The organism is Mesorhizobium carmichaelinearum (assembly GCF_900199455.1).
GTDB classification, from domain to species: domain Bacteria; phylum Pseudomonadota; class Alphaproteobacteria; order Rhizobiales; family Rhizobiaceae; genus Mesorhizobium; species Mesorhizobium carmichaelinearum.
Genome location: NZ_FZQR01000025.1, coordinates 37956 through 57589, shown reverse-complemented (window position 1 = coordinate 57589; position 19634 = coordinate 37956). Strand labels below are relative to the sequence as shown.

The window sequence follows — 19634 nt, the reverse complement described above, 5'->3', positions numbered from 1 at the left end:
AACCACCATGTATCAAGCCATCGTCTTCCTTCCACTGCTCGGCTTCCTGATCGTCGGCCTGTTCGGCACGTCGCTTGGCGCCAAGGCATCCGAATACATCACCTCCGGCTTCCTGGTGATTTCGGCGGTGCTGTCGTGGGTTGCCTTCTTCAGCGTCGGTTTCGGCCATGGTGAGGTGTTCGTCGTGCCGGTGCTGCGCTGGATCCAGTCCGGCGGGCTCGAAGCATCCTGGGCGCTGCGCATCGACACGCTGACGGTGGTGATGCTGGTGGTGGTCAACACCGTCTCGGCGCTGGTTCACATCTATTCAATCGGCTACATGCACCACGATCCGAACCGGCCGCGGTTCTTCGCCTATCTGTCTCTGTTCACCTTCGCCATGCTGATGCTGGTGACGGCCGACAACCTCGTGCAGATGTTCTTCGGCTGGGAAGGGGTGGGCCTCGCGTCCTATCTGCTGATCGGCTTCTGGTACAAGAAGCCGTCGGCCAATGCCGCGGCGATCAAGGCCTTCGTCGTCAACCGCGTCGGCGATTTCGGCTTCGCGCTCGGCATTTTCGGGTTGTTCGTGCTGTTCGGCTCGGTCAATCTCGGCACCATCTTCGCCAACGCAGCAACGTTCATCCCGGCTGAAGGCGCGCCGCAAGGTGCGGCCGTGCTGACCTTCCTCGGCCATGCGCTGGACAAGCAGACGGCGATGACCGTCGTGTGTCTGCTGCTGTTCATGGGTGCCATGGGCAAGTCGGCGCAGGTGCCGCTGCACACCTGGCTGCCGGACGCCATGGAAGGCCCGACGCCGGTCTCGGCGCTCATCCATGCCGCCACCATGGTGACGGCGGGCGTGTTCATGCTGGCACGGCTGTCGCCGCTGTTCGAACTGTCGCATTCGGCGCTGACCGTGGTGACCTTCATCGGCGCCTTCACCGCCTTCTTCGCGGCAACCGTTGGTCTCGTCCAGAACGACATCAAGCGCGTCATCGCCTATTCGACCTGCTCGCAGCTCGGTTACATGTTCGTGGCGCTCAGCGTCGGCGCCTACGGTGCGGCGATCTTCCATCTGTTCACGCACGCCTTCTTCAAGGCGCTGCTGTTCCTCGGCTCGGGCTCGGTCATCCATGCCGTCTCCGACGAGCAGGACATGCGCAAGATGGGTGGCTTGCGGAAGCTGATCCCGACCACCTACTGGATGATGGTGATCGGCACGCTGGCGCTGACCGGCGTCGGCATTCCGGTGACCGTCATCGGCACTGCCGGTTTCTTCTCCAAGGATGCCATCATCGAGAGCGCCTTTGCCGGACATAACTCGGTTGCTGGCTTTGCCTTCATCCTGCTGGTCATCGCCGCCTGCTTCACCTCCTTCTACTCCTGGCGCCTGATCTTCATGACCTTCCACGGCAAGCCGCGGGCGAGCCATGAGGTGATGCACCATGTGCATGAATCGCCGCCGGTGATGCTGGTGCCGCTGTTCGTGCTGGCCGCCGGGGCGCTGTTTGCCGGCATCATCTTCCACAATTCCTTCATCGGCGAGGGCTATGCCGAGTTCTGGAAGGCGTCGCTGTTCACACTGCCGGACAATCACATCCTGCACGAGATCCACGAATTGCCGCTGTGGGTCGAACTGTCGCCCTTCATCGCCATGCTGATCGGCTTCGCGCTGGCCTGGAAGTTCTACATCCGCTCGCCGGAAATGCCGGTGACCCTTGCGAAGCAGAATCGCGGTCTCTACGCCTTCCTGCTCAACAAGTGGTATTTCGACGAGCTTTACGACTTCCTGTTCGTTGGCCCGGCCAAGCGCCTTGGCCATTTCCTGTGGAAGACCGGTGACGGCACCATTATCGACGGGCTCGGGCCGGATGGCATTTCGGCGCGCGTCGTCGATGTCACCAACCGCGTCGTCAAGCTGCAGACCGGCTACCTCTACCACTATGCCTTCGCCATGCTGATCGGCGTTGCCGCACTCGTCACCTGGATGATGCTCTGATGACCGCCTGGCCAATCCTCTCGCTGGTCACCTTCCTGCCGCTGGTTGGTGTGCTGCTGATCCTGTTCATCAGGGATGACAGCGAAAACGCGCGCCGCAACATCCGCTCCATTGCGCTGTTGACCACGACGGCCACGTTCATCATCTCGCTGTTCATCTGGACCGGCTTCGACAATTCGCAGGCCGGCTTCCAGTTCGTCGAGAAATTCGCCTGGCTCGACTCCGGCATTTCCTACCATATGGGCGTCGACGGCATTTCCATGCTGTTCGTCATCCTGACGACCTTCCTGATGCCGCTCTGCATCCTGGCCTCGTGGGAAGCGATCGAGAAGCGCGTCAAGGCCTATATGATCGCCTTCCTGCTGCTCGAGACGCTGATGATCGGCGTGTTCTGCGCGCTCGACATCGTGCTGTTCTACGTCTTCTTCGAAGCCGGTCTGATCCCGATGTTCATCATCATCGGCGTCTGGGGCGGCAAGCGGCGCGTCTACGCCTCGTTCAAGTTCTTCCTCTATACGCTCGCCGGTTCGGTGCTGATGCTGCTCGCCATCATGGCGATGTTCTACCAGTCCGGTACGACCGACATACCGACGCTGTTGACGCACAGCTTCCCGGCCAACATGCAGACATGGCTGTGGCTGGCCTTCTTCGCCTCCTTCGCGGTGAAGATGCCGATGTGGCCGGTGCACACCTGGCTGCCGGATGCCCACGTCGAGGCGCCGACGGCAGGTTCGGTCATCCTGGCCGCCATTCTCCTGAAAATGGGCGGGTACGGCTTCCTGCGTTTCTCGCTGCCGATGTTCCCGCTGGCATCCGAAATGTTCGCGCCGCTGGTCTTCACGCTCTCGGTCGTCGCCATCATCTACACCTCGCTGGTGGCGCTGATGCAGGAGGATATGAAGAAGCTGATCGCCTATTCGTCTGTCGCCCATATGGGCTTCGTCACCATGGGCATCTTCGCCATGAACCAGGAAGGCGTGCAGGGCGCGATCTTCCAGATGCTCAGCCATGGCCTCGTGTCGGGCGCGCTGTTCCTTTGTGTGGGCGTCATCTATGATCGCATGCACACGCGTGAGATCGCCGCCTATGGCGGGCTGGTCAACAACATGCCGAAATACGCCACCGTGTTCATGGTCTTCACCATGGCCAATGTCGGCCTGCCGGGCACCAGCGGCTTCGTCGGCGAGTTCCTGACCATGCTTGGCGTGTTCCGGGTCAACACCTGGGTGGCGTTCTTCGCCGCCACCGGCGTCATCCTGTCGGCGGCCTACGCGCTCTGGCTCTATCGCCGGGTGATTTTCGGCGCGCTGACCAAGGACAGCCTGAAGAACCTGCTCGACCTGTCGCCGCGCGAGAAGTTCATCATCTACCCGCTGGTCGTGCTGGTCATCTTCTTTGGCGTCTATCCCGCTCCCGTCTTCGATGCGACGGCCCAATCGGTCAAGTCGCTCGTCACCAATGTCACCGCATCCATCGGCGCCGCGCAGACCGCGGCGGCGAACTGACCAGAGGTTTTGCGAACCATGACGCCGGACCTTCTCTCCAGCCTGTCGCTCTCGACGCCCGAGCTGATCCTTGCCATCGGCGCGCTCGCGCTGCTGATGGTCGGCGCCTATTCGCGCGCCAACACCGCCAACACCGTGACCGGCCTTGCCGTGGCCGTGCTGGTGGTCGCCGGCGCCTGGCTGATCTTTTCCACCGGGCTGGGCAGCGCCTATGGCAATGCGTTCATCCAGGATCCCTTCTCCCGCTTCATGAAGGTGCTGGCGCTGGTCGGCTCGGCGGTGACGCTGATCATGTCGATGCGCTTTGCCAAGGCGGAGCATTTCGACAAATTCGAATACCCGGTGCTGATCCTGCTGTGCACGCTCGGCATGATGCTGATGATCTCGGCCAACGGCATGATCGGGCTCTATCTCGGGCTCGAACTGCAGTCGCTGGCAATCTACGTGCTGGCGGCGATCAACCGCGACAATCTGCGTTCTACTGAAGCCGGCCTGAAATACTTCGTCCTTGGCGCGCTGTCGTCGGGCATGCTGCTTTATGGCATCAGCCTGGTCTATGGCTACACCGGCAACACCGGCTTCCAGGAGATCGCCTCAGCACTCGGCAGCGGCGAACGCCAGCTCGGCCTCGTCTTCGGCCTGGTTTTCGTGCTGGCCGGCCTTGCCTTCAAAATCTCGGCGGTGCCGTTCCATATGTGGACGCCCGACGTCTATGAGGGCGCGCCGACGCCGGTGACGGCTTTCCTGGCGGCGGCACCGAAGATGGCGGCGATGGCGCTGATCGTGCGCGTCACCATGGGCGCGTTCAAGCCGATCGCCGCCGACTGGCAGCAGATCATCGTCTTCATTTCTATCGCCTCGATGGCGCTCGGCGCCTTCGCCGCGATCGGCCAGACCAACATCAAGCGCCTGATGGCCTATTCCTCGATCGGCCATATGGGCTACGCGCTGGTCGGTCTTGCCGCCAACAGCCAGGCCGGCGTGCGCGGCGTTGCGATCTATATGCTGATCTATCTGGTGATGACGCTCGGCACCTTCGCCTTCATCCTCGCCATGCGGCGCAAGGAAGGCAATGTCGAGCAGATCAGCGACCTGGCCGGGCTTGCCTCGACCAATCCGATCATGGCGACGATTCTCACCATCCTGATGTTCTCGCTGGCCGGCATCCCGCCGCTCGCCGGCTTCTGGGGGAAGTGGTACGTCTTCCTCGCAGCCATCAACGCCAACCTCTACGCGCTGGCGATCATCGGCGTGCTGGCCTCGGTGGTGGGCGCCTATTACTATCTGCGCATCATCAAGATCATGTGGTTCGACGAACCGGTCGGCGGCTTCGTACCGATGGCCAGTGAACTGCGCCTCGTGCTCGGCGTCTCCGGCGCCTTCGTGCTGTTCTATGTGCTGATCGGCGGGCCGATCGGTACCTATGCCGAAGCCGCCGCCAAGACATTTTTCTGACGGGATGGCATTTCGGCTGGCTCCAACCTCGGCGTCGGAAGGGTTCCGGCTCGAGGCCCATGACAGTATCGGTTCCACCAACACGGTGGCGCTGGACCATGCAAGGGCAGGCGACCCGGGCAGGCTGTGGGTCGTTTCCAAAAAACAGGAAAGCGGGCGTGGCCGGCGCGGCCGCGCCTGGGTGTCGCCTGAAGGCAATCTGGCCGCGACCTTGCTCGTCGTCACTGGCGGTGAGCTTCGCCTTGCCGCGACGCTGGGTTTCGTCGCCGGCCTGTCGCTTGCCGACGCGCTCGATGCCGTGGTGCCGAAGGGCCGCATATCAATCGGCCTCGACGGCGCAAGCCAGGGACAAAACCGTTTCGAGCTGAAATGGCCGAACGACGTGCTTGCTTCAGGCGCCAAGCTCGCCGGCATCCTGCTGGAGTCGGCGATACTGGATGGCGGCCGTTTCGCGGTGGCGGTCGGCATCGGCGTCAATGTGGTGGCGCATCCAACGGATTTGCCTTATCCCGCGACATCGCTGCACGCGCTCGGCGCGACATGCGATGCGGAAACGCTGTTCCTGGCGCTGTCGGATGCCTGGAGCGAGAATGCCCGCCTGTGGGATGAAGGGCGCGGCCTTGCCGCTGTCAGGCGGCGCTGGCTGGCGCGCGCGGCGGGGCTTGGCGGCGAGGTTGCTGTCAGAATTGACGGTAATGTAGTGCGTGGGGTGTTCGAGACCATTGACGAGGACTGCCGTTTCGTGATCCGCGACGATGAGGGGACTGTCCTGACGATCGCCGCCGGCGATGTGCATTTCGGCGCGGTGGCGTCCGCACGGGTATAATGGGCTTGGCCTCAAGGGCCAGGAAGGGAAAAATCATGGCGAAAGCGGAAAACGCCGAACTCGTCTTCGTGCCGCTCGGCGGCGTCGGCGAGATCGGCATGAACTTCGCCCTCTACGGCTACGGCCCGCCGAGCGCGCGCGAATGGATCGTCATCGATGTCGGCGTCACCTTTCCAGATGCCAGCCTGCCCGGCGTCGACCTTGTGCTGCCCGATACGCGCTTCATCGAGGAGAACCTCGCCAATCTGCGCGGCATCATCATCACCCACGCGCATGAAGACCATTACGGCGCGCTGCTCGACACCTGGCCGAAGCTGAAGGCGCCGGTGTGGATGACGCCGTTCAGCGCCGGGCTGCTGGAAGCCAAGCGGCAGGGCGAGCAGGGCGCACCGAAAATCCCGCTGACGATCTACCGGGCGGGCGAGAAATTCACCGTCGGCCCCTTCGAGATCGAAGCCATTCCAGTGGCGCATTCTATCCCTGAGCCGATGTCGTTGGCGATCACCTCGCCGGCCGGCACCGTCATCCACACCGGCGACTGGAAGATCGATCCGGAACCGACGATCGGACCCAAGACCGACGAGGCGCGTTTCAGGGCCTATGGCGACAAGGGCGTGCTGGCGCTGATCTGCGATTCGACCAATGCGCTGCGCGAAGGGGAATCGCCGTCGGAAGTGGCGGTTGGTGAGGGGCTCAAGGGCGTCATCCAGAGTGCCGTCGGCCGGGTCGCCGTCACAACCTTCTCCTCCAATGTCGGGCGCATCGTCTCCATCGCCAAGGCGGCGCGCGACGCCGGCCGCCAGTGCCTGGTGCTCGGCCGCTCGCTGAAGCGGGTCATCGATGTCGCCGACGAGCTTGGCTATATGGACGGCCTGCCGGAATTCATCGCCGAGGAAGATTTCGGCTTCATCCCGCGCGAAAACCTCGTCATCATCTGCACCGGCAGCCAGGGCGAGCCGCTTGCGGCGCTGGCGAAACTGTCGCGCGAAGAGATGAAGTCGGTGTCGCTGACGGCGGGCGACACGGTGGTGTTTTCCTCGCGCACCATTCCCGGCAATGAGAAGGCGATCCTCGAGATCAAGAACCGCCTGATCGATCTTGGCATCAAGATCATCGAGGATGGCGACGCCCTGGTGCATGTCTCCGGCCATCCCCGGCGCAGCGAACTGCGCAAAATGTATGAATGGGTACGCCCGCAGATCGGTGTTCCCGTGCATGGCGAGGCGGCGCATCTGGTGGCACAGGGCTCGCTGATGTCGACCTCCGGCATCGGCCAGGTGGCGCAGGTGCGTGACGGCGACATGCTGCGGCTCGCTCCCGGTCCTGCCACCATCATCGACCAGGTGCCGTTCGGCCGCATCTACAAGGACGGCAATCTGATCGGCACCGACCAGGCGATGGGCATTCGCGACCGGCGCAAACTGTCCTTTGCCGGCCATGTCGCGGTCAATGTCGTGCTCGACGACAAATATGAGCTCGCCGGCGACCCAGACCTGGTCGCCATCGGCGTCGCCGAGGCCGATGCCAGCGGCGAGACGCTGGAGGATTTGATGATCGATGCGGCGGTCGGCGCGGTCGATTCGATTCCCCGCCAGCGTCGCAAAGATCTCGACCTGGTGCAGGAGGCAGTGCGGCGCGCGGTGCGCGGCGCCGCCAACGAAGCCTGGGGCAAGAAACCATTGGTGACGGTTTTCGTCACCAGGTGAGGGCGGGAGCTAGACGTTCAGCTGATAGCTGACGGGAAGCCAGCGAAAAGAACCGTTCGCCGATTCGATGTAGCCCAGGCCCGGAAATGGCATGTGGTGGCCGGCGACCAGCAGGCGCTGTTCGGCGGCCATCTTCAGCAGGCGCTCGCGGGTCTCGACCGCCTGCTCCTTGTCATCATCGAAATCGGCATGCCATTCCGGATGCTGGATGGACACGACATAGTGCAGGAACGCATCCGACCAGATCAGCAATTTCTGGCCGTCGCTTTCGACGAGAAATGCCAGGAGACCGGGGGAATGACCTGACGCGTCGATGGCGGTAATGCCCGGCAGAACCTCATCTCCGGGCGCGATGAATGTTGCCCGATCGGCCAGCCCGGTGCAAATCTGCCTGAACAGATCACGGTTGGCCAACCTGGCCTCACGGACCGCGGTTCCCTCGGTCCAGAAAGCGAATTCAGCCGCGCCGAATACATAGCGTGCCCGGCTGAAAACGGGTTCGCCATTCCTGATGAGCCCACCGATATGATCTGGGTGCCCGTGCGTGATGACCACCACGTCGATATCATCGGGCCCGAGCCCAAGGTCCTGCAGACAGTCCAGCAGTGAGCTGCCCTCATCCCCGCATCCGGTGTCGAACAGGATCTTTTCGGAACCGGTGTCGATCAGCGTCGGGATGAAACAATGTTCGTATCGATCCTGGTCGATGAAGTTCGAGACCGCCAGTTCGAGCACGGCGGCTGGCGGCTGTCCGGCTGCGAAGGCCGATGCAAGATTGTCTCTGATATCGACAGCGTCGAGCAAGGCGGCAATCTTGAATGATCCGAGATCGAAGCTGAAAACGCGGGCGCGGGCGGGGCGGATGCAAGACATTGCCGTTTGTACTTTGCGGTTGCCGGGCGGACCAGCCTCGATCGTGATTCGCGAGAATGTCCACCAAAGTGCGACAGTGCGCGCTTCGCGAATGGCTGTTGATCTCAGCCGATTTGACGTATGACGCCAGCCATTGGACAGAGGAGAGATAGCGCGCACATGCTCGGACGGCTGAACCATGTCGCACTTGCGGTGCCGGATCTGACCACTGCCGTTACTGCCTACCGCGACACGCTTGGCGCCGAAGTGACGGAGCCGCAGGCTTTGCCCGAGCATGGTGTCACCGTGGTGTTCGTCAATGTCGGCAACACCAAGATCGAATTGCTGGAACCGCTGGGCGAGGGCTCGCCGATCGCCGCTTTCCTGGCGAAGAGCCCGTCCGGCGGCATGCATCATCTCTGCTACGAGGTCGACGACATCCTGGCCGCGCGCGATCAGCTCAAGGCCTCGGGCGCCCGCGTGCTGGGCGACGGCAACCCCAGGATCGGCGCGCATGGCAAGCCGGTGCTGTTCCTGCATCCGAAGGATTTCTTCGGCACGCTGATCGAACTGGAGCAATCATGAGCTGGGTTTCGTTTACCGCCCTGTTTTTCGCGACCTGGTGGGTGGTGCTGTTTGCCGTGCTGCCGTTCAGCGTCCGCACACAGGACGACGATCACGACGTGACGCTGGGCACGGTCCCAAGCGCGCCGCGCGGGCCGCACATGCTGCGCGCCGTGATCCGCACCACCATCGCCACGGCGATTCTGATGGGCATTTTCTATGGCCTGACGCACGGGCTGGGATACAGCCTCAACGACATCCCCCACATCGTGCCGGATTTCGGCCAGACGCCGGCAAAGTAGATCGTCCGGCGAGGGCGCTCCTGCCGCATTGGAGCGCTGCGGGCAGGGATCAAAAATGCCACCACATCTCGCGGCCGTACGCCTGTTGACGCAAGGTCATGCACCGTGGCAACTCGCCGCGCTAACCAGATGATTGCACAAAAAAAATGCAAGGCACGAGGCCTTGCAATTAAACGCGTCCGATCTGTTTCCGGTTTCCGGCGGCAGCGAGTAACCGCGCCTAGATCGCATCCTCCCAAGACTTTGACCGCGTAGGAGAGCAGATTTTTCTCCGCCCTCTCGGTTATCGAGGCACACTAGCCTAAGCCGAATGAAAATGTCACGAAGAATTTTGCCTCGAAACAGGCATTCTCGTGCTGCACTGCACAATAGTATGGCATGCTTTGCTTTCGAAACGACCACGGAGCCTTTGCGACATGTCCTGAATTGACGCGCGCAAAGAATTGGCGGCCAAGTCCGAAGACGTTCGCTATGCTCAATCGCCGGCGCGGCTGATCCTGGAAACCGTAGGATTCCGGGCCGCAACGCACTGATGTGCCGCCATGTCCGGGTTTCCATTCCGCCATGAAATGGCTATGAAGCCGGGTCAAGCAAGCCTGCGTCGCGCCGATTCTGGCGTGGCCGTTCTCATTCACGGACCAGTCCATGCGTTTGTCGCGCTATTTCCTGCCCATCCTCAAAGAAAATCCGCGTGAGGCCGAGATCGTCTCGCACCGGCTGATGCTGCGTGCCGGCATGATCCGCCAGCAGGGGCAGGGCAGCTTCTCCTGGCTGCCACTTGGCAAACGTGTGTTGGACAAGGTCTGCCAGATCATCCGCGAGGAGCAGAACCGCGCCGGTGCGCTGGAAATCCTGATGCCGACCATCCAGTCGGCCGATCTGTGGCGCGAAAGCGGTCGCTACAACGACTATGGCAAGGAGATGCTGCGCATCAAGGACCGCCAGGACCGCGACATGCTCTACGGTCCGACCAATGAGGAGATGGTCACCGAGATTTTCCGCGCCTATGTGAAATCCTACAAGGATTTGCCGCTCAACCTCTACCACATCCAGTGGAAGTTCCGCGACGAGGTGCGGCCACGCTTCGGCGTCATGCGTTCGCGCGAGTTCCTGATGAAGGACGCCTATTCCTTCGACCTCGACTTCGAGGGCGCGAGGGCGGCCTACAACAGGATGTTCGTTTCCTACCTCAGGACGTTCACGCGCATGGGCCTGCAGGCGATTCCGATGCGCGCCGACACCGGGCCGATCGGCGGCGACCTCAGCCATGAATTCATCATCCTGGCGGACACCGGCGAAAGCCAGGTTTTCTGCCATCGTGACTATCTTTCGCTAGCCGTGCCCGGCGCCAGTACCGACTTCGCCAATGACGGCGAGATATCCGATATCGTCAAGACGTGGACGACGCCCTACGCCGCCACCGACGAGATGCATGACGAGGCGGCGTGGGAAAAGGTGCCCGAGAGCGACAAGGTTTCGGCACGCGGTATCGAGGTTGGCCACATCTTCCACTTTGGCGAGAAGTACTCCAAGCCGATGGGCGCCAAGGTGACCGGACCGGACGGCAAGGACCATTTCGCCTCCGGCGGTTCCTACGGCATCGGCCCATCGCGGCTGGTCGCTGCGATCATCGAAGCCAGCCATGACGAGAACGGCATCATCTGGCCCGACGCCGTGGCGCCGTTCGACATCGGCCTGATCAACATGAAAGTGGGCGACGCCGACTGCGACCGTATCAGCGAAGAGTTGAATGCCGCCTTCACCGCCGCCGGCAAGGATGTGCTCTATGACGACACCGACCAGCGGCCGGGCGGCAAGTTCGCCACCGCCGACCTGATCGGCTTGCCCTGGCAAGTGATCGTCGGGCCGCGCGGTGTGGCTGCCGGCGAGGTCGAGATCAAGAATCGCAAGACGGGTGAGCGCGAAACGCTGCCGATCGCCGATGCGAAAAAACGCTTCGGTGCCGCCGCATGAGCGAGGCGGCGGCGACAAGATCGGCGGGCGCCGGCCCGTTCTCCTTCTTCGAGCGCACGGTTGCCTGGCGCTATCTGCGTTCGCGGCGCAAGGAGACGGTGATCTCGGTCATCGCCTCGATCTCCTTCCTCGGCATCATGCTGGGGGTGGCGACGCTGATCGTCGTCATGGCCGTGATGAACGGGTTCCGCGCTGAACTGTTGACGCGCATCCTTGGCGTCAATGGCCATCTGATCGTGCAGCCGCTCGATTCGCCGCTTGAGGACTACGCCCAGGTCGCCGGCCGCATCAACGGCGTGCCCGGCGTCAAATACGCCATCCCGCTGATCGACGGCCAGGTGCTTGCGCAAGGCAATGTCGGCGGCGGTACCGGCGCGCTGGTGCGTGGCATACGCGGCGAAGATCTCGGCAAGATCGCCATCGTCGCCAACAACATCAAGCAGGGTTCGCTCGCCGGTTTCGACTCGGGCGAGGGCGTCGCCATCGGCAAGCGCATGGCGGAGAATCTCGGCCTGACGCTCGGCGACACCATTACGCTGATCTCTCCTGACGGCGACGTCACGCCGATCGGCACGACGCCGCGCATGAAAGGCTACAAGATCGCGGCGATCTTCGAAGTCGGCATGTCGGAATATGACACTTCCATCGTCTACATGCCGTTCTCCGAAGCGCAGCTCTATTTCAACATGGATGGCCGCGCGCAGACCATCGAGATCTATGTCGACAATCCCGACAATGTCGACGCGCTGAAACCGAAGGTGGAGGAGGCGGCGCAACGGCCCATCGACATGGTCGACTGGCGCCAGCGCAACGAGACCTTCTTTTCGGCCCTGCAGGTCGAACGCAACGTCATGTTCATGATCCTGACGCTGATCGTGCTGGTGGCGGCGCTCAACATCATTTCCGGACTGATCATGCTGGTGAAGGACAAGGGGCACGACATTGCCATCCTGCGCACCATGGGCGCCTCCCGGGGCGCCATCCTGCGCATCTTCCTGATGACGGGGGCGGCGATTGGCGTCACCGGTACGCTCGCCGGCGTGCTGCTCGGCGTCGTCATCTGCACCAACATCGAATCGATCCGCCAGTTCTTCTCCTGGATGACCGGCAAGGTGCTGTTCAACCCGGAGCTCTATTTCCTCAGCCAGCTGCCGGCGAAGATGGATCCGCGCGAGACGACCTATGTCATCATCATGGCGCTCGGCCTGTCCTTCCTGGCGACGGTGTTTCCGGCATGGCGGGCAGCCCGCCTCGATCCCGTCGAAGCCTTGAGGTACGAGTAGTGGCCGAGGTCATTATCGAACTGAAGAGCGTCGAGCGGCACTATGTCCAGGGGCCGCGCAAGCTCACCATTCTGAACGGCGCCGATTTCTCGTTGAAGCGCGGCGAGATGGTGGCGCTGGTGGCGCCGTCGGGCACCGGCAAGTCGACGCTGCTGCACACGGCCGGGCTGCTGGAACGCCCCGACGCCGGCGACGTGATCCTGTCCGGCCGGGCCTGCGGGCGGCTGTCCGACGACGAGCGCACCTCGATTCGCCGTAACGATGTCGGCTTCGTCTACCAGTTCCATCACCTGCTGCCGGAGTTTTCCGCGCTGGAAAACATCATGATGCCGCAGCTGATCAAGGGGCTGCCGCGCAAGGAAGCGGCGGAGCGCGCGGCGCAACTGCTCGACTATATGCAGATCGGCAAGCGCGCCTCGCACCGGCCGGCCGAATTGTCGGGCGGCGAGCAGCAGCGCGTGGCAATAGCGCGTGCGGTCGCCAATGCGCCGCTGGTTCTGCTGGCCGACGAGCCGACCGGGAATCTCGATCCGGTCACCGCCTCTTATGTGTTCGAAGCGCTGGAGGCGCTGGTGCGACAGTCAGGCCTCGCGGCGCTGATCGCCACCCACAATCACGAACTGGCATCGCGCATGGACCGGCGCGTCACGCTGGCCGACGGCAAGGTTGTCCCATTGTAGGCTGCGCGATGGCGTGTCTGGCCGCCTGTGGTTCGCACATCCGGCTCGTGTTATCGTAGGCTCTGGGAGACGGCGGACGCGCCGTGAGTGCCCGCCCGCTCCCTATTGTGGGAGGAACAAATGGCTTATTACGTGCTGCTGTCGAATTTCACAGATCAAGGTATCAGGAGTGTAAAGGATACTCAGAAGCGTTCTGAGGCCTTCAAGGCGATGGCCAGCAAAAGCGGTGTCAAGGTCCACACCCTGTTGTGGACGCTTGGCCAGCATGATGTCGTGGCGATTGCCGAAGCAGACGACGACATTGCTGCGACCGCACTAGCCCTGTCGATAGCGTCGCAAGGTAACATCAGAACTCAGACACTGAGGGCGTTCGACACGGCAGATATGACCAAGATAATGGCAAAGATGGCCTGACTGGAGCGTAGGCATTCACGCCATCCCGGCTAGTCACCGCGGCTCACACCAAGGTGCGTTGGAGGCTTCCCGCCCGCAGCGGGCTTAATGGCAGCAATCGCAGTTGCGATTTCCGGACCATCGGGAACGGCCCAACTGTGGGCGAGAAGATCGCTTGCCGCAGAGTTGAGATCACCAAGGGCGAGGTGCGCCATCCACCACGCTTGCCGTGATCTCGAACCGCTTCGGCATGGTACGTTCCCGGGCTCTCGCTGGTCGGAGGCGGCCGTGAAAAAGATCATTCTCGGGGTTGCGGCGTTGCTGTTCCTGGTCGCCATCCTGGCGACCGTCTATTCATTGATCTTCGGTTGCCCGCATGGCGGTTCATACCGGTGCGTGCAGGGCTCCAACCGGGAAGTCTGTGGCTGCCCGCAATCGTAACCTTCGCGGCGCTGCTCGCGGATGGCCTGCCTGGTGTGGTCAATAGCAGCTTCACTCGCCTCCCAGCGAGCGGTTAACCTTTTACTAACCGTCCCAAATTCCCGTCCTATCACCATATCTCTGCAGGCGTTGACATTGAAACAAAATTAGAACAAATTGCGAACATATCAACAACAGGAGAGAGTTATGACCGATCTGGTTCAGGATGTCATCTCGCTGGTTTGCATGAGCACATTCCTCATTTCCATGGCGATCTGGATCGGCGCCATGTGATTTGGCGGCTCTCGCCGCCTTGGTTTCAGGCGGGCGAAAACCGCTCCGCCGTTAAACCTTTCTTGCCGCCGCGACGCTAGGGTAGCTCCTCTAAGGCAGGAGCAACGTCCAGGTGTCGCCCATCGTCACGGCCATTCTGGTGGCCAGCAATCTCGGGCTGATCTTTCTTTTGATGACCGTGCCGCTTGGTTTGCGCACGGTCAGAATGAGCCGCGTGATTGCGATGGACCGCCATCGCCTCTGGCAGGCGCTGTGGCCGCTTGGCAGCGATGCCGGCTGGTCCGGTGAGATCCTGTCGGCGCAGCCGCTGGACGGGGAGGGTGTGTCTCGCATCATGCTGTCGTGGGAAGGCCGCGACGGCAAGCCGATCGAGCGCAGGGCGCGGTTTGAAGACGTCGTCGAGGGCAGCCGCTTCGCCATGCGCGTCCTCGAGGATACCGCGCTCGATGGCTCGTTCTGGAAAGACTATCGCGAAACCGCCGAACTCGTCTCCGAAGGCAGCGGCACGCGGGTGACGCTCAGCCAGACGGATCGTTACCGCGGCGCTGCCTTTCTGGTGTTCCGTTACTTCGCCATGCGCCGCGAGCTGTCCAAGCTGCAGCGTTGGGCGGTAACCGGACAGTATCGCAAGGGCGGCTGGTTCGAGCATCCGCTGAGCCAGGTCGGCTTTGCCGTGCTGTCGGCACTGATCCTGTGGCCGTTCTTCGGTCTTCACCTTGGCGGACTGGCGTTGGCCGCGATCCTCACCTCGGTCGTGGCTCTGCACGAGCTTGGCCATATGGCGGCGTTCCGGCTGATGGGCCACCGCAAGGCGCGGATGATCTTCATTCCGCTGCTCGGCGGCATCGCCATTGGCGGCCGGCCCTATAACAGCCGTTTCGAAGTGGCCTTCGTGGCGCTGATGGGAGCAGGCTTCTCCGCCTTCCTGGTGCCGATCGTCATTGCCGCCAGCGCGTTTGCCGGTAGCGAGGGGCACAAGGCCGCGGCCGCACTGCTGGCGGCGCTGGCAGGTTGTGCGGCCCTGTTCAACATCGCCAATCTGGTGCCGGTGTGGAAGTTCGACGGCGGCCAGGTGCTGCGCCAGATCTGCCCGGGGCCGGTCGCGCTGGCGCTGGCTTCGTTCTTCCTGCTTTCCGTCTTCCTGGCACTTGGCCGACAGGCAGGCTTCTCCTCCGGCTTTCTAATCGCGGCGGGAGCGGTCTTTTCGATCCTCAGCCTGCTCACTGTCGGCAGCGGCGTGAAGCCGCGCTACGAGTTGGAGCCGATCCGCACCGTTGACCGCTTCGCTATCGCCGGCGCGCTGCTGGCGGTGTTCACCATTCATGGCTGCGGCGTGTTGTGGGCGTCGGCACAACTGCTTTGAGTTGTCCGGTCGACCGTCGAGCTGTGTCAGCAGTGAGAGCTTAAAGACGTAATCATCCGCTTCCCCGGGATTTCGTCTTTTCCAAGAGATTTTGTATGTTTCCAAGAGATTTTGTATGTTCAATTTCCACCCACCTCGAAGGGCACACAAACTCTCAGATTTGTAGGCGACATGTTGACTTTGAAGGAAATTCTGAAATCGGAGCCGAAATCTATTCCAATCGGTGAGTATGATAGAATATTTGGTTTCATGAAAATTAATAAAATGCCTGAAGATGATGAAAGTAAGAAGCAGGCATATCTTCAGGCGTATAGGCTCCGCGTATTCGTCCATTACTCGTGGGTCCCGATCGCCATTTCTTTGTTTGTGTATTATGCTTCCAAATTTTCTTCTGATAGAGGATTGGTATCGCAGTGGGTTGATGGCATTTTATATGCCTTTTGGCACTGGGGCCCTCCGAAAGACGACAATTTGCTTTACATAAGGGTATGTGGTGCGACGAGTTTGTCGTGGGCGATTTGGATGATCTGGAGGCTATATCACGATATTATGGACAGGGGGGTCTTCATTCGTGAGGAGATTGAAGATGCTTTCACGAAGATTGGTAATCTGTCAGCCGTTTCCTTATTCGGATCTCTATTTCTTTTTACATTTGCAACGATAGGTCCGGTTGATTTCCCGTCATTGGAGGTGCCATCAGCGCACGACAGCATCTATATGTACGCGTTTAAGAAATGCGCAATGATATCATCTGGTTACTGGCTTCTCGGTTTTTCCTCGCTATTGATGTCGACGTGTATTCGATGGGCACGTCGCCGAAAATAGAACGAGATCAGAGTTCAACCGGCCTTGCGTGTCGCTTGGATAGGCACGGCGGTCGCTGCACCAAACACATCCTCGAAGGCTGATTTCAGCGCCAGATCAAGGTCGGCCATGCCGACGGGCAGGCCGAGGTCGACGAGGCTGGTGACGCCGTGATCCTGCACGCCGCACGGCACGATGCCGCCGAAATGCTCGAGCTCCGGCTCGACATTGATGGCGATGCCGTGAAAGCTCACCCAGCGCCGCAGCCTGATGCCGATGGCCGCGATCTTGTCCTCGGCCGGCGAGCCGTCCGGCAGGCGAGGGCGATCGGGCCGCACCACCCAGACACCAACCCGGTCCTCGCGGCGCTCGCCGCGCACGTTGAAGGCGTCGAGCGTGCCGATGATCCATTGTTCGAGCGCAGCAACGAAGGCGCGCACATCCTCGCGGCGCCGTTTCAGGTCGAGCATGACATAGGCGACCCGCTGGCCGGGCCCATGATAGGTGTATTCGCCGCCACGGCCGGCCGCAAAGACCGGAAAGCGATCAGGATCGATCAGGTCCTCGATGCGGGCGCTGGTGCCGGCGGTGTAGAGCGGCGGATGTTCGACCAGCCAGACCATTTCCCCGGCGGCCCCGCTGCGGATCGCCTCGGCCCGCGCTTCCATGAAGGCCAGCGCATCGGGATAGGCGGTCAGGCCAGGCTCGATGCGCCACTCGACCGGTGCTGAACCGGGGAGCGGCAGGAACGACGTGGCGATCTGGCTGCGTTCTGTCATGGTTTTCATTTTTTCGCTTGTGCACACCATATGGCGATATCGGGCGCAAACGTCCAGTTCCGGTCGTGGTTTCCGATCCTGTGGACCATTGTGCCAATTGCCGGATATTATTGCGTGCCGCGCACTTGTTTCGCCGGAAACGATTTGCTACACGCCGCGAGCCGGTCGGTTCCGGCTCCTACCACGTGCGGTCGTGGCGGAATTGGTAGACGCGCAGCGTTGAGGTCGCTGTGGGGCAACCCGTGGAAGTTCGAGTCTTCTCGACCGCACCAGTATTTTCCGAGGCAAGCCTTCGGACGCCCTGAAATCACCTCCGGCAATCCTGTGATCATCGACCCCGAGCACGGCGCCGACCCTCCTACAAGGGTTGGACGTCGGGCCCATTCGGCAGATCGACGGTAACGACGAGCCCGGTTGGCTGGTTGTCGTGCAACTCGATCTTGCCGCCATGGCCCTGGATGATATCCGCGACGATCGAAAGGCCTAGACCGAAACCATGCTTCGACGCAACGCCGCGTGACATGTCCTCCTTGAAGAAGGGTTCGAAAACGCGGGAGCGCGCCGTCATCGAAATGCCGGGTCCGTCATCGCCCACCGCGATGCGCGCCGCCGTATCGGTCTGCGTCAGTGCGACGGTGACATTGCCGGCGAATTTGACCCCGTTGTCGCACAAATTGGTGACGGCGCGCGCCAGCGCATTGGGTTTGCACCAGCCCAGAAGCCTGTCCGGCCCTGAATAGGAAACCGAAAACCCGACATCGGAGAATTCGGCGCAGACGGTTTGCAGCACGCTGGCTATGTCGGCCCGCTGCAGCTTTTCCGTCGAGACGTCGTTGCGCAGATAGGTCAGGGTCTCGTCGATCAGATCCTCGATGTGCCGGACGTCGGACAATATGGCGGTTCGAACGGGGCCGTCATCCATGCGCTCGGCGCGAAGCCGCAGCCGCGTCAACGGCGTGCGCAGATCATGACTGACGCTGCGCAGCATGCGCGTGCGGTTTTCGATCATTGTGCGGATCCGCGCTCGCATCCTGTTCAGCGCGCGTGCCAGGCCGACCATTTCGATGGAGCCGCGTTCGGCGAAAAGCTCGTTGCCATTCTCGATCTCGGCTTCCCCCACTGCGTTCGAGATGCGCTTCAACGGCTCCGTCACGGCCCAGACCGCAAACAGCCAGATCAGCACGGGCAACGCGACGAAAGCCATGAACCTGTAGAACGAGACACGGACGAAGCCTGATGTCAGCCAGGAATCGGGCATGCCGAAATGCGCCAGAACGCTCTGCTGGTCCAGATCGATAACAAACGCGTACTGGCCGCCGATCCTTATCCAGCGCCCAGGGATCGGGCCGCTCTCAATCTGGAGAAGCCATGTGATGCTTCGCCATTGCAGATAGGAATCCGGAATATCGCTGATCTGTTGCCTGGGCAGGATCTTGAAATCAAAGCCGGCGCGTGTCGCTGCGGCCAGAACAGCGCCGCGGGCTTCGGTTGGTGTTTGGCGCAACAAGGCAGCGACAATTGCAGCTCGCCTGGCGCTGTCTTCCACGACGGGGAGGTCGGCATTCTCGATCAAACCTTCGAAGGCCGATCCGGCGGACATGATCACGATCACGGCCATGAAAATGATCGCCGCGAACTGCCCGCGCACCGACTGCGGCAGGAAGCGGCGGACCAGATCCCTCACGCTTCCTCCACCGTGGCGGTGAAGATGTAGCCACCCAGCCGGACAGTCTTGAGAAGAACCGGATCGCGCGCGTCCTTTTCGATCTTTTGGCGGATCCGGCTGACATGGACGTCGACGCTTCGCTCGATCGGGCCGGCAAGCCCGGCATGGGTGACGCTGAGAAGCTCCTCGCGCGACAGAACACGGCCCGCATTGCGGCAGAACGCCAGCAAAAGGTCGAATTCGTGCGTCGTGGTCGCAACCCGTGCATTGCTGGGATCATGCAATTGTCGGCGAACGGGATCGAGGCGCCAGCCGTTGAAGCGAAGCACCTTTGTGCGGTCGCGTTCGTCGGGAGCGTAGGCCGTGCGGCGCAGCAACGCCCTTATCCTTGCCGTCAGTTCGCGCGCGCTGAACGGTTTCGTCACATAGTCGTCGGCGCCGATCTCCAGTCCGAAGATGCGGTCGATTTCCTCGCCAAGCGCGGTCAGCATCAGGATCGGAACGTTCGTCTGCGCGCGAAGCCGGCGGCAGATGCTGAGGCCGTTTTCACCCGGCAGCATGATATCGAGCACGATCAGATCGAATTTCTGGTTGCGCAGCGCGGCGTTCATGCGGACGCCGTTTGCGGCGATTTCCACGATCATGCCGTTTTCGCTGAGCGTTTCGCCCAGCATGCGCGCGATCTCGATATCGTCTTCGACAATGAGGATATGCGGGCCTTGCCTCGGCGATTTGAACTCGGCGTTCAAATCGATCCGGCTTGCCGCAGCCTGCATTGCACTATGTG

General features: G+C 61.7%; 19 protein-coding genes and 1 tRNA gene. 15 read left to right on the top strand and 5 right to left on the bottom strand.

What is annotated here, in order from left to right; translation table 11 throughout:
* Nucleotides 1-7: 7 nt before the first annotated feature.
* From nuoL to CKW40_RS33900, 5 genes are read left to right on the top strand one after another with little or no spacing between them, the layout of a single operon-like run.
* Complete coding sequence (gene nuoL, locus CKW40_RS33920; RefSeq protein ID WP_095204087.1) at nt 8-1981, top strand: NADH-quinone oxidoreductase subunit L; 1974 nt, start codon at nt 8-10, stop codon at nt 1979-1981.
* Entirely contained in the window at nt 1981-3486 is a 1506-nt protein-coding gene (locus CKW40_RS33915; RefSeq protein WP_095204086.1) for an NADH-quinone oxidoreductase subunit M, read from the top strand. Before nuoL ends, CKW40_RS33915 begins: the two co-directional genes overlap by 1 nt.
* A gap of 18 nt (nt 3487-3504) precedes the next feature.
* A complete protein-coding gene (gene nuoN, locus CKW40_RS33910; protein ID WP_095204085.1) occupies nt 3505-4941 on the top strand; it encodes an NADH-quinone oxidoreductase subunit NuoN in 1437 nt (478 codons plus the stop codon).
* A 4-nt stretch (nt 4942-4945) separates the two neighbouring features.
* Nucleotides 4946-5767: a biotin--[acetyl-CoA-carboxylase] ligase gene (locus CKW40_RS33905; RefSeq protein ID WP_095204084.1), complete on the top strand. Its 822-nt coding sequence runs from the start codon at nt 4946-4948 to the stop codon at nt 5765-5767.
* A 35-nt stretch (nt 5768-5802) separates the two neighbouring features.
* Nucleotides 5803-7473, top strand: a complete 1671-nt coding sequence (locus CKW40_RS33900) for a ribonuclease J (RefSeq protein WP_095204106.1) — start codon at nt 5803-5805, stop codon at nt 7471-7473.
* Between the two features lie 9 nt (nt 7474-7482).
* On the opposite strand, the gene CKW40_RS33895 is transcribed toward CKW40_RS33900, so the two are convergent.
* On the bottom strand, nt 7483-8346 hold the full coding sequence (locus tag CKW40_RS33895) for an MBL fold metallo-hydrolase (RefSeq protein WP_095204083.1): 864 nt from the start codon (nt 8344-8346) through the stop codon (nt 7483-7485).
* A gap of 159 nt (nt 8347-8505) precedes the next feature.
* Between CKW40_RS33895 and mce the strand changes: the two genes are divergently transcribed.
* Both mce and CKW40_RS33885 read left to right on the top strand, forming a co-directional pair.
* Nucleotides 8506-8910, top strand: coding sequence for a methylmalonyl-CoA epimerase (mce, locus tag CKW40_RS33890; protein WP_095204082.1), 405 nt, complete (start codon nt 8506-8508; stop codon nt 8908-8910).
* Nucleotides 8907-9191 (top strand): DUF1467 family protein, encoded by a 285-nt coding sequence (locus CKW40_RS33885; protein WP_010910093.1) that lies wholly within the window; start codon nt 8907-8909, stop codon nt 9189-9191. Before mce ends, CKW40_RS33885 begins: the two co-directional genes overlap by 4 nt.
* A gap of 296 nt (nt 9192-9487) precedes the next feature.
* On the opposite strand, the gene CKW40_RS33880 is transcribed toward CKW40_RS33885, so the two are convergent.
* Nucleotides 9488-9838, bottom strand: coding sequence for a hypothetical protein (locus tag CKW40_RS33880; RefSeq protein WP_095204081.1), 351 nt, complete (start codon nt 9836-9838; stop codon nt 9488-9490).
* Between CKW40_RS33880 and proS the strand changes: the two genes are divergently transcribed.
* The 7 genes from proS to CKW40_RS33850 all read left to right on the top strand — a co-directional run bounded on the left by proS (nt 9837) and on the right by CKW40_RS33850 (nt 16423).
* Nucleotides 9837-11165 carry a proline--tRNA ligase gene (proS, locus tag CKW40_RS33875; protein WP_095204080.1) on the top strand — a complete coding sequence of 443 codons (1329 nt, stop codon included), beginning with the start codon at nt 9837-9839 and terminating at the stop codon, nt 11163-11165. The two genes, CKW40_RS33880 and proS, sit on opposite strands and share 2 nt — an antisense overlap.
* Nucleotides 11162-12448, top strand: coding sequence for a lipoprotein-releasing ABC transporter permease subunit (locus tag CKW40_RS33870; protein WP_095204079.1), 1287 nt, complete (start codon nt 11162-11164; stop codon nt 12446-12448). The genes proS and CKW40_RS33870 overlap by 4 nt, the downstream gene beginning before the upstream one ends.
* Nucleotides 12400-13128 carry an ABC transporter ATP-binding protein gene (locus tag CKW40_RS33865; RefSeq protein ID WP_179298215.1) on the top strand — a complete coding sequence of 243 codons (729 nt, stop codon included), beginning with the start codon at nt 12400-12402 and terminating at the stop codon, nt 13126-13128. Before CKW40_RS33870 ends, CKW40_RS33865 begins: the two co-directional genes overlap by 49 nt.
* A 120-nt stretch (nt 13129-13248) precedes the next feature.
* Nucleotides 13249-13542 carry a GYD domain-containing protein gene (locus tag CKW40_RS33860; RefSeq protein ID WP_095204077.1) on the top strand — a complete coding sequence of 98 codons (294 nt, stop codon included), beginning with the start codon at nt 13249-13251 and terminating at the stop codon, nt 13540-13542.
* Between the two features lie 267 nt (nt 13543-13809).
* The gene (locus CKW40_RS44085; RefSeq protein ID WP_179298214.1) at nt 13810-13962 is read left to right on the top strand and encodes a hypothetical protein; all 153 of its coding nucleotides are present in this window, start codon (nt 13810-13812) and stop codon (nt 13960-13962) included.
* Nucleotides 13963-14347: 385 nt separating this feature from the next.
* The gene (locus CKW40_RS33855; RefSeq protein WP_095204076.1) at nt 14348-15598 is read left to right on the top strand and encodes a site-2 protease family protein; all 1251 of its coding nucleotides are present in this window, start codon (nt 14348-14350) and stop codon (nt 15596-15598) included.
* Between the two features lie 174 nt (nt 15599-15772).
* Nucleotides 15773-16423: a hypothetical protein gene (locus CKW40_RS33850; RefSeq protein ID WP_143748418.1), complete on the top strand. Its 651-nt coding sequence runs from the start codon at nt 15773-15775 to the stop codon at nt 16421-16423.
* Between the two features lie 14 nt (nt 16424-16437).
* Here CKW40_RS33850 and lipB read toward each other — a convergent pair whose 3' ends face one another.
* Nucleotides 16438-17181 carry a lipoyl(octanoyl) transferase LipB gene (gene lipB, locus CKW40_RS33845; RefSeq protein ID WP_095204105.1) on the bottom strand — a complete coding sequence of 248 codons (744 nt, stop codon included), beginning with the start codon at nt 17179-17181 and terminating at the stop codon, nt 16438-16440.
* A 187-nt stretch (nt 17182-17368) separates the two neighbouring features.
* On the opposite strand from lipB, the gene CKW40_RS33840 reads away from it, so the two are divergent.
* Nucleotides 17369-17453 (top strand) — tRNA-Leu (locus tag CKW40_RS33840).
* Nucleotides 17454-17539: 86 nt separating this feature from the next.
* Here CKW40_RS33840 and CKW40_RS33835 read toward each other — a convergent pair.
* Nucleotides 17540-18865 (bottom strand): HAMP domain-containing sensor histidine kinase, encoded by a 1326-nt coding sequence (locus CKW40_RS33835; protein ID WP_095204074.1) that lies wholly within the window; start codon nt 18863-18865, stop codon nt 17540-17542.
* Nucleotides 18862-19623 carry a response regulator gene (locus CKW40_RS33830; RefSeq protein WP_179298216.1) on the bottom strand — a complete coding sequence of 254 codons (762 nt, stop codon included), beginning with the start codon at nt 19621-19623 and terminating at the stop codon, nt 18862-18864. Before CKW40_RS33830 ends, CKW40_RS33835 begins: the two co-directional genes overlap by 4 nt.
* Between the last annotated feature and the right edge of the window lie 11 nt (nt 19624-19634).

Bases quoted from the DNA above. Each gene is read 5' to 3' on its own strand.
- CKW40_RS33860 (WP_095204077.1), top strand. From the start codon at position 13,249: ATGGCTTATTACGTGCTGCTGTCGAATTTCACAGATCAAGGTATCAGG.
- CKW40_RS33895 (WP_095204083.1), bottom strand. From the start codon at position 8,346: ATGTCTTGCATCCGCCCCGCCCGCGCCCGCGTTTTCAGCTTCGATCTC.
- CKW40_RS33830 (WP_179298216.1), bottom strand. From the start codon at position 19,623: ATGCAGGCTGCGGCAAGCCGGATCGATTTGAACGCCGAGTTCAAATCG.
- CKW40_RS33880 (WP_095204081.1), bottom strand. From the start codon at position 9,838: ATGGACTGGTCCGTGAATGAGAACGGCCACGCCAGAATCGGCGCGACG.
- nuoL (WP_095204087.1), top strand. From the start codon at position 8: ATGTATCAAGCCATCGTCTTCCTTCCACTGCTCGGCTTCCTGATCGTC.
- CKW40_RS33865 (WP_179298215.1), top strand. From the start codon at position 12,400: ATGGCGGGCAGCCCGCCTCGATCCCGTCGAAGCCTTGAGGTACGAGTA.
- mce (WP_095204082.1), top strand. From the start codon at position 8,506: ATGCTCGGACGGCTGAACCATGTCGCACTTGCGGTGCCGGATCTGACC.
- CKW40_RS33885 (WP_010910093.1), top strand. From the start codon at position 8,907: ATGAGCTGGGTTTCGTTTACCGCCCTGTTTTTCGCGACCTGGTGGGTG.
- CKW40_RS33870 (WP_095204079.1), top strand. From the start codon at position 11,162: ATGAGCGAGGCGGCGGCGACAAGATCGGCGGGCGCCGGCCCGTTCTCC.
- nuoN (WP_095204085.1), top strand. From the start codon at position 3,505: ATGACGCCGGACCTTCTCTCCAGCCTGTCGCTCTCGACGCCCGAGCTG.
- CKW40_RS33900 (WP_095204106.1), top strand. From the start codon at position 5,803: ATGGCGAAAGCGGAAAACGCCGAACTCGTCTTCGTGCCGCTCGGCGGC.
- CKW40_RS33905 (WP_095204084.1), top strand. From the start codon at position 4,946: ATGGCATTTCGGCTGGCTCCAACCTCGGCGTCGGAAGGGTTCCGGCTC.
- CKW40_RS33915 (WP_095204086.1), top strand. From the start codon at position 1,981: ATGACCGCCTGGCCAATCCTCTCGCTGGTCACCTTCCTGCCGCTGGTT.
- proS (WP_095204080.1), top strand. From the start codon at position 9,837: ATGCGTTTGTCGCGCTATTTCCTGCCCATCCTCAAAGAAAATCCGCGT.
- lipB (WP_095204105.1), bottom strand. From the start codon at position 17,181: ATGACAGAACGCAGCCAGATCGCCACGTCGTTCCTGCCGCTCCCCGGT.